The sequence below is a fragment of the Pectinatus brassicae genome, assembly GCF_014201835.1.
In the GTDB taxonomy this organism is placed as follows: Bacteria; Bacillota; Negativicutes; order Selenomonadales; family Selenomonadaceae; genus Pectinatus; species Pectinatus brassicae.
Genome location: NZ_JACHFH010000047.1, coordinates 1 through 15,339 on the forward strand (window position 1 = coordinate 1; position 15,339 = coordinate 15,339).

At 36.5% G+C, this 15,339-nt stretch carries 18 protein-coding genes; 9 read left to right on the forward strand and 9 right to left on the reverse strand.

Annotated elements, in window-relative coordinates; translation table 11 throughout:
- On the forward strand, positions 1 to 356 hold a 356-nt coding region (locus HNR32_RS12525; RefSeq protein WP_221300624.1), incomplete at its 5' end, for an IS3 family transposase.
- Between the two features lie 281 nt (positions 357 to 637).
- Here the strand turns inward: HNR32_RS12525 and HNR32_RS12530 are convergent.
- Genes HNR32_RS12530 through HNR32_RS12540 form a run of 3 tightly spaced genes read right to left on the reverse strand, consistent with a single transcriptional unit; the run spans position 638 to position 2,004 of the window.
- Positions 638 to 1,045, reverse strand: a complete 408-nt coding sequence (locus HNR32_RS12530; RefSeq protein WP_183863184.1) for a ferritin family protein — start codon at positions 1,043 to 1,045, stop codon at positions 638 to 640.
- Between the two features lie 34 nt (positions 1,046 to 1,079).
- Positions 1,080 to 1,517: a MarR family winged helix-turn-helix transcriptional regulator gene (locus HNR32_RS12535; RefSeq protein ID WP_183863186.1), complete on the reverse strand. Its 438-nt coding sequence runs from the start codon at positions 1,515 to 1,517 to the stop codon at positions 1,080 to 1,082.
- The gene (locus tag HNR32_RS12540; RefSeq protein ID WP_183863188.1) at positions 1,507 to 2,004 is read right to left on the reverse strand and encodes a glutathione peroxidase; all 498 of its coding nucleotides are present in this window, start codon (positions 2,002 to 2,004) and stop codon (positions 1,507 to 1,509) included. Before HNR32_RS12540 ends, HNR32_RS12535 begins: the two co-directional genes overlap by 11 nt.
- Before the next feature lie 148 nt (positions 2,005 to 2,152).
- Between HNR32_RS12540 and HNR32_RS12545 the strand changes: the two genes are divergently transcribed.
- From HNR32_RS12545 to HNR32_RS13930, 3 genes are all read left to right on the forward strand, one after another.
- Positions 2,153 to 2,362 (forward strand): hypothetical protein, encoded by a 210-nt coding sequence (locus HNR32_RS12545; RefSeq protein ID WP_183863190.1) that lies wholly within the window; start codon positions 2,153 to 2,155, stop codon positions 2,360 to 2,362.
- 614 nt (positions 2,363 to 2,976) lie between these two features.
- Positions 2,977 to 3,945, forward strand: a complete 969-nt coding sequence (locus HNR32_RS14415) for a recombinase family protein (protein ID WP_196611098.1) — start codon at positions 2,977 to 2,979, stop codon at positions 3,943 to 3,945.
- Positions 3,946 to 4,809 carry a recombinase zinc beta ribbon domain-containing protein gene (locus tag HNR32_RS13930; RefSeq protein WP_260162762.1) on the forward strand — a complete coding sequence of 288 codons (864 nt, stop codon included), beginning with the start codon at positions 3,946 to 3,948 and terminating at the stop codon, positions 4,807 to 4,809. It begins immediately after the preceding gene.
- Here the strand turns inward: HNR32_RS13930 and HNR32_RS12555 are convergent.
- The 6 genes from HNR32_RS12555 to HNR32_RS12580 form a co-directional block, all read right to left on the reverse strand.
- Entirely contained in the window at positions 4,709 to 5,314 is a 606-nt protein-coding gene (locus tag HNR32_RS12555; protein WP_183863192.1) for a MurR/RpiR family transcriptional regulator, read from the reverse strand. The genes HNR32_RS13930 and HNR32_RS12555 overlap by 101 nt on opposite strands.
- A gap of 145 nt (positions 5,315 to 5,459) precedes the next feature.
- A complete protein-coding gene (locus tag HNR32_RS12560; protein ID WP_183863194.1) occupies positions 5,460 to 6,467 on the reverse strand; it encodes a LacI family DNA-binding transcriptional regulator in 1,008 nt (335 codons plus the stop codon).
- Positions 6,468 to 6,620: 153 nt separating this feature from the next.
- On the reverse strand, positions 6,621 to 7,685 hold the full coding sequence (locus HNR32_RS12565) for an ABC transporter permease (protein ID WP_196611096.1): 1,065 nt from the start codon (positions 7,683 to 7,685) through the stop codon (positions 6,621 to 6,623).
- A gap of 24 nt (positions 7,686 to 7,709) precedes the next feature.
- Positions 7,710 to 9,260 carry a sugar ABC transporter ATP-binding protein gene (locus HNR32_RS12570; RefSeq protein ID WP_183863196.1) on the reverse strand — a complete coding sequence of 517 codons (1,551 nt, stop codon included), beginning with the start codon at positions 9,258 to 9,260 and terminating at the stop codon, positions 7,710 to 7,712.
- 10 nt (positions 9,261 to 9,270) lie between these two features.
- Positions 9,271 to 9,897 (reverse strand): DUF2291 family protein, encoded by a 627-nt coding sequence (locus tag HNR32_RS12575; protein WP_183863199.1) that lies wholly within the window; start codon positions 9,895 to 9,897, stop codon positions 9,271 to 9,273.
- A gap of 106 nt (positions 9,898 to 10,003) precedes the next feature.
- Positions 10,004 to 11,023 carry a D-ribose ABC transporter substrate-binding protein gene (locus HNR32_RS12580; RefSeq protein ID WP_183863201.1) on the reverse strand — a complete coding sequence of 340 codons (1,020 nt, stop codon included), beginning with the start codon at positions 11,021 to 11,023 and terminating at the stop codon, positions 10,004 to 10,006.
- A 338-nt stretch (positions 11,024 to 11,361) separates the two neighbouring features.
- Between HNR32_RS12580 and cbiD the strand changes: the two genes are divergently transcribed.
- The 5 genes from cbiD to HNR32_RS12605 all read left to right on the forward strand — a co-directional run bounded on the left by cbiD (position 11,362) and on the right by HNR32_RS12605 (position 15,254).
- Positions 11,362 to 12,465: a cobalt-precorrin-5B (C(1))-methyltransferase CbiD gene (gene cbiD / locus HNR32_RS12585; RefSeq protein ID WP_183863203.1), complete on the forward strand. Its 1,104-nt coding sequence runs from the start codon at positions 11,362 to 11,364 to the stop codon at positions 12,463 to 12,465.
- The gene (cbiE, locus tag HNR32_RS12590; RefSeq protein ID WP_183863205.1) at positions 12,450 to 13,076 is read left to right on the forward strand and encodes a precorrin-6y C5,15-methyltransferase (decarboxylating) subunit CbiE; all 627 of its coding nucleotides are present in this window, start codon (positions 12,450 to 12,452) and stop codon (positions 13,074 to 13,076) included. Before cbiD ends, cbiE begins: the two co-directional genes overlap by 16 nt.
- Positions 13,076 to 13,654, forward strand: a complete 579-nt coding sequence (gene cbiT, locus HNR32_RS12595; RefSeq protein ID WP_183863207.1) for a precorrin-6Y C5,15-methyltransferase (decarboxylating) subunit CbiT — start codon at positions 13,076 to 13,078, stop codon at positions 13,652 to 13,654. Before cbiE ends, cbiT begins: the two co-directional genes overlap by 1 nt.
- A 150-nt stretch (positions 13,655 to 13,804) precedes the next feature.
- Positions 13,805 to 14,206 carry a D-ribose pyranase gene (rbsD, locus tag HNR32_RS12600; RefSeq protein WP_183863209.1) on the forward strand — a complete coding sequence of 134 codons (402 nt, stop codon included), beginning with the start codon at positions 13,805 to 13,807 and terminating at the stop codon, positions 14,204 to 14,206.
- Positions 14,207 to 14,405: 199 nt separating this feature from the next.
- A complete protein-coding gene (locus HNR32_RS12605) occupies positions 14,406 to 15,254 on the forward strand; it encodes a LacI family DNA-binding transcriptional regulator (protein WP_183863211.1) in 849 nt (282 codons plus the stop codon).
- The last annotated feature ends 85 nt before the right edge of the window (positions 15,255 to 15,339 follow it).

The following is a 15,339-nucleotide window of genomic DNA, read 5'->3' on the forward strand; positions in this document are numbered from 1 at the left end:
TGGTTAAGAAATGCTTGAGCCGTATGAGCGGGAAACTCTCACGTACGGTTCTTAGACGAGGAAAAGGGAGTAATCCCTTTTTCTTAGTCGATTATACCTCGTGGGGCTTTAAGAAACGATTAGAATCCCGTAATTTAACTCAGAGTATGTCGCGTGTCGGCAAGTGTATTGACAATAGTCCTATGGAAGGATTCTGGGGAACGCTCAAGTGTGAGAAATATTATCTACATAAATACCAAACTTTTGATTCCCTTAAGAAAGATATTGATGACTACATCTATTTTTACAATTACGAAAGATTACAAGCAAAATTAAACAGCCTCAGTCCGATGGAATTTCGAACTAAGGCTGCTTAAAATTTTTTATTTTTTTGTACTGTCTACTTGACAGGGTGCATTCCAGAATGAACTGCAAGTTGAGCCTTTAAACTGTCTAGGCGCAAAGTTTTTAATTGCCCAGGAAGCAAGAAATAGTATTTTGCATAAACGATGATTCAGATATAACGATAAAATGGGTGATTTAAAAGGTTGTGGTTCGTTGCCTTGAAATCTCGATTAAGGCCGTTTGGTTATACATAATCCATATAAGACCTGCAAAAGTTTAACGATGGAAAAATCTATTTTTCTAGAGGTAACTTTTAAGCATTCCCATACTGTTCAACTAGAGCTTGCAATAACAAACCATGTCGTTCTTCATCCTTACCAGTTGCGTTGATCTCTTGAGCAGCCTGATCTAGCCCTAGCCCGCGAACGGCTTGGGCAAATTCTTGAATTTTAGCCACGGCGCCACTTTCTAATTTAGCTACATGAGTAAGAGTAGTGAAAATATCATCTTGCACATGACCATTTAAGATACTATAGAGTCCAGCATGCCGGGCTTCGTCACTGGCTATATTTTCTAGTGTAGTAGCGACTTCGGTATAGCCTTTTCTTTTGGCTAAATAGGCCAAAGCATGGTACATGCCCACTGCGCGTATTTCTGCTTCCAACGATTGTTCCACGTGTTTTTCCAATTCCGTGCCTTTGAGTACTCCTAATAAATTCATGTTCAATTTCCTCCCAATATTTTTTGTATTAATATTATGCTTGTGGTAATTGTTTAAGTAAACGGTGTAAGGTGTCTCTGAGTGTATTGGCCTCCTCAGGTGATAATTGTGTTCTACATAACATCTGCAGTGGAATGGTGGCTGCTTGCTCTTTGAGCTCACGTCCTAGCTGAGTGAGGGAAATGCTGATTTGCCTTTCGTCATTTTCCATACGGCTTCGGGTAAGTAATCCTTTTTTTTCCATGGATTTCAAAACAGGTGTCATAGTCCCTGAGTCTAGATACAGATGATTACATAATTTCTTAAAGGGAATAGGATCTGTTTCCCATAAGACTAATAAGGTAATATAGTGAGTATAGGTAATGCCAAGTTTATCAAGGAATGGTCGATAGAGACGAATGATTTCTTTGGAACAGGTATAGACGGCAAAACACAGCTGGTTATCTAGTTTTAAATAATCCTTATTGTTCATGATCTTTTGCTTGTATGAGTAGTTCTTCAATGTCAGCTGTTAAGTTACTTGGTGGGGTAGTTGGAGCATAGCGACTATAAACTTCACCCTTGCTATCAATTAAAAATTTTGTAAAATTCCATTTGATGAAATTTCCCAGTAGTCCAGGGACTTTTTTGCTAAGATAGGTGAACAAGGGATCAGCCTTAGATCCTCTGACATCAATTTTTGCAAAAACCGGAAAGGTTACTCCAAAATTAATTTGACAAAAATTTATAATTTCTTTATTGGTTTCAGGTTCTTGGTTTAAAAATTGATTACAGGGAAAAGCTAGTATAACAAAATAATCTTTGCCATAGGTTTCATAGAGCTTTTGTAATTCTTGGTATTGTGAGGTAAAACGACACCTACTAGCTGTGTTGACGATAAGGACAACTTTACCTTTATATTCTTCTAAGGATTGTTGTTCTCCAGTTACTGTAGTTGCTGAAAATTGATAAATACTCATAAAAGCTCCTCCTATCTTAGACATGTAACTTTAAATCGTTTGCAATTAAATTGTAAACGATTTAAAGTTACATGTCAATGTTTTATTGCTGTCTCTCTAGGAATTTGTTAATGGTAACTATACATATAATATTGGTAAAATTGCTTTTGTGAAAGAATTTGGGAGAGCTGCTTATCAAAATCCGCTTCTAAGAACGCAATGGACTTCTAAATATGAAATTAAAAGTTATGAAAGTATAGCAAATGCTCAGTCGAATAATTCCAATATAGCTGAGGTGAAGAATTACTCTATTTGTGGAGTAAATTCTTTATTAGTCTATAATGACGTAGAAGAAGAGGGGTACGACCATGAAAGCTGAAAAGTAGAAAACGTTTATAAAGGTATAAACTATCATTTGAAAAATCCAAAGGAATACGGAATTCCTCTGGAGGATTACTGGCTTGGGGAAAAACTAATTACATATAGTTGTTAAATGCCTTTGGCTTGATAATTAATAATTCGCGCAAACGATGATATTTAGACATAAAGTAAAATGAGTGGATTTGGACTGATACGGCTCGCCTCCACAATCTAAATCCCGATTTTTAAAAGAGTTACAAAGGCGCTAATTACCTGGGCTTAAGGTAGTTAGTGGCTTTTTTGTTCTGATTTTTCAAGATTTTCCTCGCCTCAACCATGTAAAACCTGATTTTTACTGAAGAGCAAATAGTTGATAGTAAATTGAATCACTATTTCTTATTTATGAGTAAATGGTAATTTTTTTGTATTTAGGTGTTTAGGATTAATAGGGGAGAAACGTATCACCTATAACGACGAAAAATGGCCTCAATCCTTCAAAGTGATATCCTACCATAGGAGGTTTTTTCTTTCATCTTTCATTTTAGGATCAGCGGCTTATCTTTTGTCCTTTTTAATATTGCGGACGCTGTGTTATAATAAATGATAATATAGAACATAGAGGGCTGGTGTGAAGTGAAGCAAACAAAAGAAAATACAGAGGAACAGATTGCCATTTATTCTCGTAAATCTAGATATACAGGCAAAGGTGAGAGTATAGAAAATCAAATCGAGCTTTGCAAGCAGTATATCCGTCCCCGTTACCTAAATTGCAATGACGAAGGTATCTTGATATATGAAGATGAAGGATTTTCGGGAGGCAATATGGAGCGTCCTGAGTTTAAGAAGATGATGGCTGAAGCAAGGGCAAAAAAAATTTCTGCTATTGTCTGCTATCGCCTTGATCGCATAAGCCGTAACATAGGTGACTTTGCCAAGCTGATTGAGGAATTGGACGGGTTGAATGTTTCCTTTATTTCTATTAAGGAACAATTTGATACTTCCTCTCCTATGGGCAGAGCAATGATGTATATTTCTTCTGTATTTTCCCAACTAGAGCGTGAAACGATAGCCGAGCGTATACGTGATAATATGCATGAGCTGTCTAAAACCGGCCGGTGGCTTGGTGGTACATCGCCCACGGGGTATAAGTCTGAAGAAGTGAAGGATGTAACAATAGATGGAAAAATTAAAAAAGCCTGTATGTTAGAAATCATTCCCGAAGAAGCTGATATCATCAAACAGATTTACAAGGTGTTCTTGGAAACTAATTCATTGACTAAAACAGAAACTTACTTTATTCAAAATGGCTACAAAACAAAAAATGAAAAATTATTTACCCGTTTTGCTCTTCGTAATATCCTTACCAATCCAGTATATATGATTGCTGACGAGGACGCTTATCATTATCTAATCGAAAATGATGTAGATTTGTTTGCCGAAAAAATAGATTTTGACAGCAAGCGTGGTATTATGGCATATAACCGTACTATTCAAAAATCCGGTAAGGCTAACCAAATGCGCCCAATGGACGAATGGATTGTGGCTGTGGGGAAACATGCAGGTCTGATCAAAGGCACGGAATGGATCAAGGTACAGGAATGATTGGAACAGAATCGGTCTAAGTCTTTCCGTAAACCCAGAAGCAACGTCGCACTTCTTTCCGGTCTTTTATTTTGCACCTGCGGTGACTATATGCGTCCTAAATTGAGCAAACGGATGGATGCACAAGGAGAGTTTATTTATTCTTATCTTTGTGCCATGAAAGAAAAGAGCCGTTCTTATGTTTGCCAGATGAAGAACGCCAACGGAAATATGCTTGATAGAGTTGTGTGTGAAGAAATAAAAAGACTTGGCTCAGATAGTTCAGAATTTATCCGTCAGCTTGAACTTGGCAAGAAACAACTTGAAGGCAATCGTGAAGAATATGACGATAATTTAGAACGCCTGTGTGGTGTGCTTACGGAGAGTGAGAAAGAGATTGCCGCGCTGGTATCGTCATTATCTAAAGCGGCGGGTACATCAGCCGAGGGTTATATCGTTAAACAAATTGAAGAACTGCACGGCAAGGGTGAAATAATTAAAAGCCGCATTTCTGAAATGGAGAGCCTGACAGCCAGTCATACCCTTTCTAATATTGAGTTTGATATTATCCGTCAGATGCTTACAACCTTTAGGGATACGATAGACGATATGAGCGTTGAACAAAAACGCGCCGCCTTACGCACCTTTGTGAAAAAGGTGGTTTGGGACGGCGAGAATGTTCATGTGTATCTATTTGGCTCTGATGACAGCGGCGGTATTGAATTGCCAAACGATGACTTCCTTTCGGGCAATGGCGGTGGACTTGCTGAAAATGGGGAGAACACTACTGAGCCGTTATGTGAGAATAGCAAAAGGGAACATTATGTATATGAAGTTGGCGGGCAAATTCGACGACATGAGCAGATTCACCACTTAAGGAAATGATTATAAATAAATCATTGCTGCTAATATTTTTTAATATTCTTTTAAATTCATCAATTCCTTTTATCTCGTAAATGAGAAGATTACAGCTAAGAAATAAACGCTTCATTTCATTAGCTACATTTTCTTGTACATAACCAGAAGGATAAATAAATACTCTTTGCGCTTTATACATAAGCTTATTGGCACTAGTGAAATCTTGTTTGGCAACTTCATTCCCCACTTTTTGACACAAATTTATGGCAGCTTTAGCAATATCAATAGAGGGAATATCTTTGTCTTTTCCTAATTCCATTTTTAACATCATTTTTAAATCGGAAAAACCATCGAGAGAAATTTTTTGAGCAAAACGAAGTACGGTAGTTCTGGATACATTGCATTTTTTTGCGAGATCATATATAGAAATATAACAACATTCTTTTTTATGATTACATATATATTGCCAAACAATTATGTCTGTAGGATTTAACTTGCTTAAATTATTAGTTACAAGACTTTCTAGATGCATATTTATCCTCCTAAATAGTGCATTGAATTTTATATAAAATTTTAATAAAAAGAAAAATGAGCTGTTGTTGAAGTAGTAAATTACTTTTACAATAGCTCATTTATAATACTTGAAATTTAAGTTGTAGTGAGTGAGAAAAGATAGTTTAACTATTATGGAGAGAGGCTACGCTATTTCGTATAATTAACTTATTACATAATTGTGAGCGGATAAAAACTTCACTGGGATTTTTTATCAGTTCAATTAATTTACGAACAGCCAGCTGCCCCAGTTCTTTTTTATAAACTTTTATAGTTGTAAGGCCAGGATTAAAAATTTCACTGAATGTTATATCGTCAAAACCGATAATGGATATATCATCAGGAATGCTGTAGGCGTTTTGCTGCAGTGCCTGCATTGCACCAAGTGCAACCATATCATTATCAGCAAAAAATGCTGTAGGCATTGGCGGCGATGTTTGTAAAATTTTATTCATATATTCATATGTCCCGGTAATTGAAGGAGGAACATTGATTATATAGTCGTTATTGATTGGAATATTTTTATTTGATAAGGCATGGCGATAGCCATTTTCACGGCATTCAAAATTGCGAATTCGCACATTACTGCGCAGGTACCCAATTTCTTTGTGACCGTTGTCAATGAGATAGTTTACAGCCTGATAAACAGAATCGGCATTGTTCATTAATACCGCATTAAATGACAAGTTTTCAAACCAGCAATCCAGCAGGATTAGAGGAACACTGGCTTTTTGAAAACGCTGTGCATCTATTTCATTTAATTCTGTGCCTACAAGAAGAATAGCTGAGGCGGTATCATTTAATAATTCATTGACACGTTCTTCATAATCAGGGCTGCGGCGATAGAGATTAAAAATACTTGTTTCGTAGCCGCTTTTTCGGCTTTCGTTTTCAACACTTTCCATTAAGACGGAGAAAAACGGTGAGTCGGAAAAAACCTCGCCACTGTCTCTATAGGTAACAAGCTTTATGTTTTTTATTTTATGTTCAGTAAAATAGCCATGCTGGCGAGCAATATTGATGATTTCTTTGGCGGTTGCCTGATTGACACCACGTTTATTGTTAAGTGCGTTAGAAACAGTAGCCGGGGAAAAACCCGATAATTCACTTATTTTTTTAATACTTACCTTCACACCATATTCTCCTTTCATTTTTATATTTTATACTAACTGCAGATAAACCGCAAACAAGAATTTACATAAAGACAATGTAAATTCTTGTTGGGGAAGATGTTGTAGAAGAAAGTTATTATAAAAAATATTGTATGTCAGTAAAATATTTGATATTTAATCATTTTTGGCTTCGTTTCTGGCTTGTAATGCTATTTTAGCTTCCATGCGACGCTGGAATTGATCGACAATAACAGCAAGGATTATTACGACACCTTTTATAATCATTTGCCAAAATTCAGAAACGCCACACATAACCATACCATCAGATATTACGCCGATAACAAAGGCACCAACAACTGTCCCGCCTATAGTTCCGATACCGCCCATCATTGAGGTGCCGCCTAAAACAGCAGCAGCAATGGCGTTCATTTCCCATCCTTCACCAGAGGCGGGGTGGGCGGCTTGCAGTTGAGAAGCTGTTATGATGCCGACAATGGCAGCGCAGACACCAGAAAAAATATAAACTAAAATTTTTACTTTATTAACTTTTACACCAGATAATTTAGCAGCGCGTTCATTACCACCAATAGCAAAGATATGCCAGCCAAAAGTCGTGCGTTTTAACAGTACCCCGGCAATAACAGCGATGATAATTAAAATTAAAACACCGACAGGAATACCTAATAAGCGGCTGTCAAAAAATGAAAACCCGGTATTTCCTAAAGCGGTGTTACCAATGATATTAGAATAGGTAGCACCATTGGAATGAAGCATGGCAAAACCACGGGCTACATACATTATGCCTAAAGTGGCGATAAAAGGCGCAACATTAAAGCGGGTAATAATAATACCGTTCAGTAAGCCGATAATAGCACCAATTAATAATGTAAATAATATAATTAAGGGGACACTAAAATATAAAGTAACTCCGAAAAATGTTAACGTCAGCCCTTTTTGAATCATGCCACCGGCCACCATACCGCACAGACCGACAATTGCACCGACAGAAAGATCAATGCCACCGGTGATTATAACATAGGTCATGCCGATGGCAAGAATACCATAAAGCGCAACATGCTTAGCCAATAGAAGCATAGTGTTTGTCGATAAAAAATTAGAACTGGCAAAACTGAAAAAAACCATTAACAGAATCAATACGATAAAAGTACGTCCTTTGAGCAGCGTCATTGTCAAAGAATGATTATCTTTTTTTGACGATTTTTTTATTGATAAATTCATTTTTTTCACCCTTTTTATATGATGTTATACAGCTGAAGCTGTTGTGTGCCCTTCATATGATGCCATAACAAGCTTATCTTCAGTTATTTCATTTTTTAGTAATTCGGCAGTTTTTATGCCATTGGAAATAACAATTATACGGTCAGCAATTGCTTCTATTTCTTCCAGTTCAGAGGATATTACGATAATAGATAAACCGGCATCAGCATAATGGTTAATAATATCAAAAACATCTGTTTTAGCACCTATATCAATACCACGGCTGGGTTCGTCAAGTAATAAAATTTGCGGTTGTGTAAGCAGGCCTTTTCCAATGACGACTTTTTGTTGATTGCCGCCTGATAATGATAAGATTGGAAGTTTTTTATCGGCGACTTTGATATGGATAGCGTTGATTTCATTATCAATGGAAGTTTCTTCTTGGTGAGTATTTAAAAATAAACCTTTAGCATATTTTTTTAAACTGGATAAAGAAATGTTTTTGCCAATATTCATAGTCTGTATAAGACCTTCACTTTGCCTGTCTTCCGGTACCATGGCAAAACCGCGTTCTATTTGTTCGGTTACATTGTGGATATTTAATTTTTGCTCGTGCAATAAAATATCGCCAGTATGCTCAGGCCGAAGCCCCATTATACATTCAAAAATTTCAGTTCGTCCGGCGCCCATTAATCCGTAAATACCTAGAATTTCGCCCTTTTTTAAATTGAAATTAATGTTCTGCAGCAGATAGCCGCCACCTTTTTTAGGCAATGTCAGATTTTTTACTTCAAGGACTTTTTCGTGTTTGGACCAATCAATGTTTTGCTGTCGCTGGGGATAAGATTTGCCTTTTCCTACCATTTTCTGGACTATCCATGATATATCAATATCTGCTACAGCTGAAGAATCGATAAACTTACCATCACGTAAAATAGTTACATAATCGCCTATTTGCATTATTTCTTCCAAACGATGTGAAATGTAAACAATAGAGATACCTTCTGCATTTAATTCACGCATTATTTTAAATAAAACATGAACTTCTTGTTCACTAAGTGATGAAGTTGGTTCATCCATAATAAGAATTTTTAAATCATCCTGTATTAAGTTACGGGCGATTTCTATCATTTGTTGCTGACCAACACGTAAATCACCTACTATTGTGGTTGGATCAATAGGGTGTTCAAGTTTTTCCATGATTATTTTTGTCAGGCGAATATGTTCAGGGTTATTTAAGCCAATTTTATGCTGAGTTTTTTCTTTGGACATAAAAATGTTTTGATAAACATTTAGGTTTGGGAAAAGACTTAATTCCTGATGAATAATACCAATACCACAGGCACGAGCGTCATTGACATTTTTAAAATAAACTTCGCCGTCCTGCATGAAAATTTTTCCCGATGAAGGTTGTTCAATGCCAGCAATGATTTTCATTAAGGTTGATTTGCCGGCACCGTTTTCACCAATAAGAACATTGACTTTTCCTTTATAGACGTCAAAAGAAACGTCATCAAGAGCTTTTGTTCCAGGATAAATTTTTGACATTTTTTCAGCATGTAAACATATATTGTTTTGTAAAACTTGATTTGTCATATGTTTTCTCCTATTTAACTGTCAATTCAACCGGGGTTATTAAGATTTCTTTAGGAGTGTTGGCACTGAAACAACCAACGAAAGAAATTGTTTTGCCCGTAAGTTCAGTTATATTCTGTTTTTTTATGACGGTTTTATCAATGACAGTATGGATGCTTTGGGCAATTTTAGCCCATGCAACCTGGTTTTTATAATCTTCATATTTAATAAAACTCAGGCTGTCTCTAACAGCAGAACCTTTATAGACACTGCCAATTTGCAATTCAATAGTCGCAGGTCCATTGTAGTCATCAAGTTTTAATACCAGATAACCCGCTTTGTTTTTTGTGTCTACCGTAGTGATTGTTCCTTGACCTTTTACAACGTAAATGGCTTTATCATTTTGACCATATTTTTCTTTTTGTGAAGTTAAATCGTTGTGAGATTCAGCTAATAATTGAGAAAGATTGACGGCTTTTTTTGTTAGTTCAGGCAAGGCTTTTGTTTGCCAGAATGATTCTACGGTTTGATCAGCGTTAAATGTTTTGTTGCCAGTAATATCTCCTTCGTGACCTATTTGGACGACACGAACACAACCGGTAAGGGAAAAAAGAATGATTAGTGCAGATATAGCAGTAATAAAAGACCGTTTTTTCATTTTGAATACTCCCATCTTTATAGGTGTAGTATTGATTCAGCAATTTGCCATATGGCAAATTGCTGAATCAATAACAAGTGAGAAATTTTAACTAAATTAATGAAAATTATTGTTGATAAACAAAATTGTGTAATTTATCAACGTTTTTAGCAGTTATGGCAATACAGTCTACAAGTTGTTTTTCTTCAGCACCGGTGCTGCCGGTTTTTAAGTACTTATCGGCTTGCTCAACACCCATTTGAGCCATGAGAGCAGCCTGCTGCAAAGCAGTGCCAGTCATAGTACCGGCCTTTATGGCAGCGGCAGCTTCATCAGAACCGTCTACACCAATGATGGCAATGTTACTGCGACCAGAAGTTTTTATGGCAGCAATAGCTCCCATGGCCATGGTGTCGTTACCACAGATAATACCTTTAATATCAGGATTGGATTGTAAAATAGTTTCGGTTTTCTGATAAGCCTCGGTTTGTTCCCAATTGGCTGTTTGCTGAGCTACCATTTTCATATCAGGATATTGGTCAAGTATTTCATGGAAACCGCTGGAACGAACATTGGCATTTGTATCAGATTCTTTGCCAAGTAGTTCAGCATAAGAGCCTTTTTCGCCCATTTTTTCAGCAAAAACTTCAGCAATAGCTTTTGCACCTTGATAATTATTAGCTACGATTTGGGAAATAGCAATGTTTGTAGCATTGATTTCACGATCAATTAAAAATGTAGGAATATTAGCTTGTCTGGCTTTTTTTACGGCTTCTGTAGTTGCATCAGCACCAGCATTGTCACATATTATAGCAGCTGCTTTATCGGAGATGGCATTTTCAAAAAGGGACAATTGTTTTGTAGGGTCATCGTCATGGGATACGGTTTTTACTTCGTAGCCAAGCTCTTTGGCTTTAGCTGCTGCTGCATCGGATTCAGATTTGAAGAAAGGATTGGAATGCGAAGGGGTGATAATATAAATTATTTTTGAACCACCACCGGTTAGACGCGCTGATTTGGCAGGCTGTTCTGCTGAAGATGCACCGGACGATTTAGCAGGCTGGGAATTACTGCCGCATCCGGTTAAGGCGAAACTGAACAAACATAATGAAGAAATTAGTACCACGATTTTCTTGAACTTTTTCATAATAACGTACTCCTCCTTTAAGGCTTATAAAAATATTGATTTATCAGGGCTGTGCCTGGATAATCCATTAAGTATTAAAGAAAAAACATTTAAATAATAGTAAAATTTCAGAAAAATCCGATATAAGTATCTGAAAAATATTATAGTATCATATGTAAAAATAATCAATAAAATTTTATAAATATTTACCTAAAAATTTATATGATAGTTTATAAAATATTTAGTTATAATATTTACTAGAGACTTAAGATATTAAAAACTTATCAATTATTAGCTTGCATTAGATAAAAAAAATGTTTTATAATTTATCTATCTAATTTATAGTGATGGGAAATATTATGATAAAAACAATGAGAAGTGGTTATACGACAGGAGCTTGTGCTACAGCTGGTACAAAGGCAGCACTATTGTTTTTGCTGCAAAATAAAGTGGTAGACAGTGTTGATATAAATTCATTGCAGGGGGAATTAATACATATACCTGTAAAAAATGTGCAGCGCACGGATAATGGAGTATCGGCAGAGATAATAAAAAATGCTGGTGATGATCCAGATATTACAAATGGAGTATCTATATATACAGAAGTTTGCTTAAATGAAAATGGTAAAATTAATTTTATAGGAGGCAAAGGGGTAGGGCGTGTAACTAAAAAAGGCATGTCAATACCAGTAGGTGAGCCGGCAATAAATCCTGGACCGCGTGAAATGATGACAATTGTGGTCAAAGAATTGTTAGCAGGTGAACAGGGATGTGATATTATCATTTCTATTCCTGATGGAGAAGAGCTGGCAAAGAGAACGTTAAATCCTATATTAGGAATAGAAGGAGGAATATCGGTAATCGGAACGAGTGGCATTGTTCGGCCGATGTCGGAGGAAGGTTTTAAAAATTCACTTACACCGCAGGTGGATGTAGCTTATGCCGCTGGCTATAAAAGTCAGATTTTTGTACCGGGGAAAATAGGGGAAAATATTGCCTTGAAATTTGGACTGCCCCAAGCAGCGATTATTCAGACAAGCAATTTTATTGGACATATGCTGGAATATGCTGCTGGTAAAAAGTTGCAGAATGTTTTATTCGTTGGACATTTAGGTAAGCTGGTAAAAATTGCTGCCGGCAATTTTCATACGCACAGTAAAGTGTCTGATGCCAGAATGGAAACACTGGCAGCTTATTCAGGTGCTTTGGGGATGGATAGCCAGGGGATTAATGATATTCTGGATTGTGTCACAACCGAAGCAGCAATGGCTATAATCTCCCAATACGGATTATCAGATAGGCTGTATCCCCTTTTGTGTGAGAAAGCCAGCATGCGATCGATGCGGCATGTATATAATGATTTGACAGTGGGTACAATTATGGTAACATTAAAAGGTGAGATTTTGGGAATGGATGAAAATGCAAAGAAGATAGGTAGGGAATTTAATTGGAACATAAAATAATTGTTGTAGGAATTGGACCGGGCTCGAAAGACTATATATTACCAATTGCTTTGAAAAAAATTGCTGCAGCTAAAATATTGGTGGGCAGTGAAAGAGCATTGGCTGATTATGCAGCAGATGGACAAAAAACAGCACCTATTACAGCTGATATTCAAGCAGCTATTGCTTTCATTCGTGAAGAATCACAGCAGGAAGATGTTGTGGTTATGGTATCAGGTGATCCGGGGTATTATTCATTATTGGCTGCGTTACGCAATGAATTTGATATTTCACGTCTGGAAGTAATACCAGGCGTAAGCTCTATGCAGGTAGCTTTTTCCCGTATTGCGCTGCCTTGGCAAAATGCAGACTTAATGAGTCTGCATGGTCGTTTGCCGGATTATGCATCACTGGCTTATGAAAAGGGACGCGTGGTTGGGATACTTACTGATGCTGAACACAATTCCCAGCGTATAGCTATGTTGTTTTTGGATGCAGGCTGGCCACCTAATACGCCGGTATTTGTTGGTGAAAAACTATCATATCCAGATGAAAATATGGTTCAAACTAATTTAATAAGAGCAACAGCTGAACCGGCCATAAGACATTGTATAATGGTGGTGACAGGCTGATGCATATACCAGGAATTGACGATGAACTGTTCATTCGCGGCAAGGTGCCGATGACTAAACAGGAAGTGCGAATGATAACCTTGTGCAAAGCGGCGATAAAAGAAAATGATATAGTTTTGGATATTGGTGCCGGAACAGGATCATTATCAATTGAGGCGGCACTTATGGCTGTACAGGGACATGTTTATGCAGTAGAACGTAATCCGGAGGCAGTTGGCTTAATAAAACAAAATGCTGTAAAATTTAAGGTAACAGCTAATGTATCTATTATTGAAGGTTTGGCACCGGATGCATTAAAGGGCATTGACAATTACGATGTAGTATTTATCGGCGGCAGTGGTGGCAATTTAGAAGAAATTCTTGATGTAGTAAGTGCGCATATAAATCCTGGTGGTAGAATTATAGCTAATGCTATAACCTTACAAAATGTAAATACAATCATCGAGTATATGAAAAAAAATGATATGTATGATTATGAGTCGGTACTAATTCAGGCCAGTCGTCTAAAAAAAGCTGGTCCTTATGATATGATGATAGCTATGAATCCTGTATATGTGATAACTTGTACAGTAAAATGATATATTGAAATAAGGCAGCTGGGAAAATATTCAATTTTTCCAGCTGCCTTATTTTATGTCATTTAAAAATCATATAGTATTTAATTAAAACTATTGAAAAGTTTAATTAAATACTATATGATAAAAGAATAAAATTAATGAGGTGAGATTATGAAGAAAAAAGGTATAATAAATGCACAACTGGCTGGATACATTGCAGGGCTGGGACATAAAGACGTTTTTATGGTCGTTGACGGAGGGATGCCTATTCCTAAGGGGGTACCTATAGTTGATTTAGCATTATGTGGTGGCGTTCCTACTTTTGAACAAGTAATGGATGCGGTTTTAGATGAAGCTGTAGTTGAGTATTATACATTAGCAGAAGATATTAAAGAAAAAAATCAGACGCTTTTAACCTATATTGAAAGCAAATTGCCGGATGTTGAACATGAATATATTGAACATATTGAGTTGAAAAAACGCTCTGAAAATGTAAAATTTGCAATCAGAACAGGAGAATTTACCCCGTATCCTAATATTATTTTACGGGCTGGTGTATCTTTTGTGGTTTAATATTCAAAAAAATTACAATTATTATTCAATATGATTATATAAATTTAAACTGCAATGAATCAATAATGACTCATTGCAGTTTAAGTTTACGCAATAATAGTGAAGGTTTGACTGGCTCTATTTAATAAAGTTGGCTATAATGTATAATAATAGTGATTTTAAATAAGCCATTAATACTATCACTAGGAAGGGAGAAAATGTGGCAGATATTACGGTAAAAGATATAGCGGTAAGGTTGGGTGTGTCACCGGCAACGGTATCGTTGGCCTTAAATAACCGTCCCGGTGTAAATGCACAAACTCGAAAAAAAGTTCTGGCACTTGTGGAAGAACTAAATTATACAGGAAATACTTTGATTCGTTCACGTAAAGCCGGTAAAACTAATGGATTAATAAATTTTGTAGTATATAAAAGATCAGGCAAGGTTATAGCTGATACACAGTTTTTTACGACCCTTATTGAAGCGGTTGAAAAAGAAGCACGGGAATGTGAATACACAATAACGCTGACCTATTGTGAAAATGAGCGGCAATTTCAGGATAGTCTGAAATTGGCCGAGTCAAGCAGTTTGGCAGGGATGATCATTTTAGGCACAGAAATGAATGAGGATGATGCACTGCTGCTTAATGAAATTAACATTCCTGTAGTTGTTTTGGATAATGATTTGTTTAGTTCGGCGATAGATACTGTTGGAATTCATAATATGAAAGGCATATGGCAGGCTGTTAAATGTTTGCAGCAACAGGGGCATGAAAATATTGGCTATTTAAAAAGCGGCTATTCCATACGTAATTTTGATTATAGATTTTTGGGTTATAAATACAGCATGGATAGGCTGGGCTTGGCATATGATGATAAATTTACTTTTTTGTTGGAGCCTTCAATTGATGGGGCTTTTGCCGATATGCAGATTTTATTGGCTAATGATATAAAAATGCCAACAGCGTTTTTGGCAGATAATGATTTAATCGCATTAGGCGCTATTAAAGCGATGAAACAAACGGGGATACATATTCCAGAGGATATTTCAATTGTTGGATTTGATTAAATGGGAGCCGCACACTCGTGACTTAAGTCGTGAGTTAGGCGACCAAACTAGTCAGTATGTATAGAAATATGCATATAGAGATTGG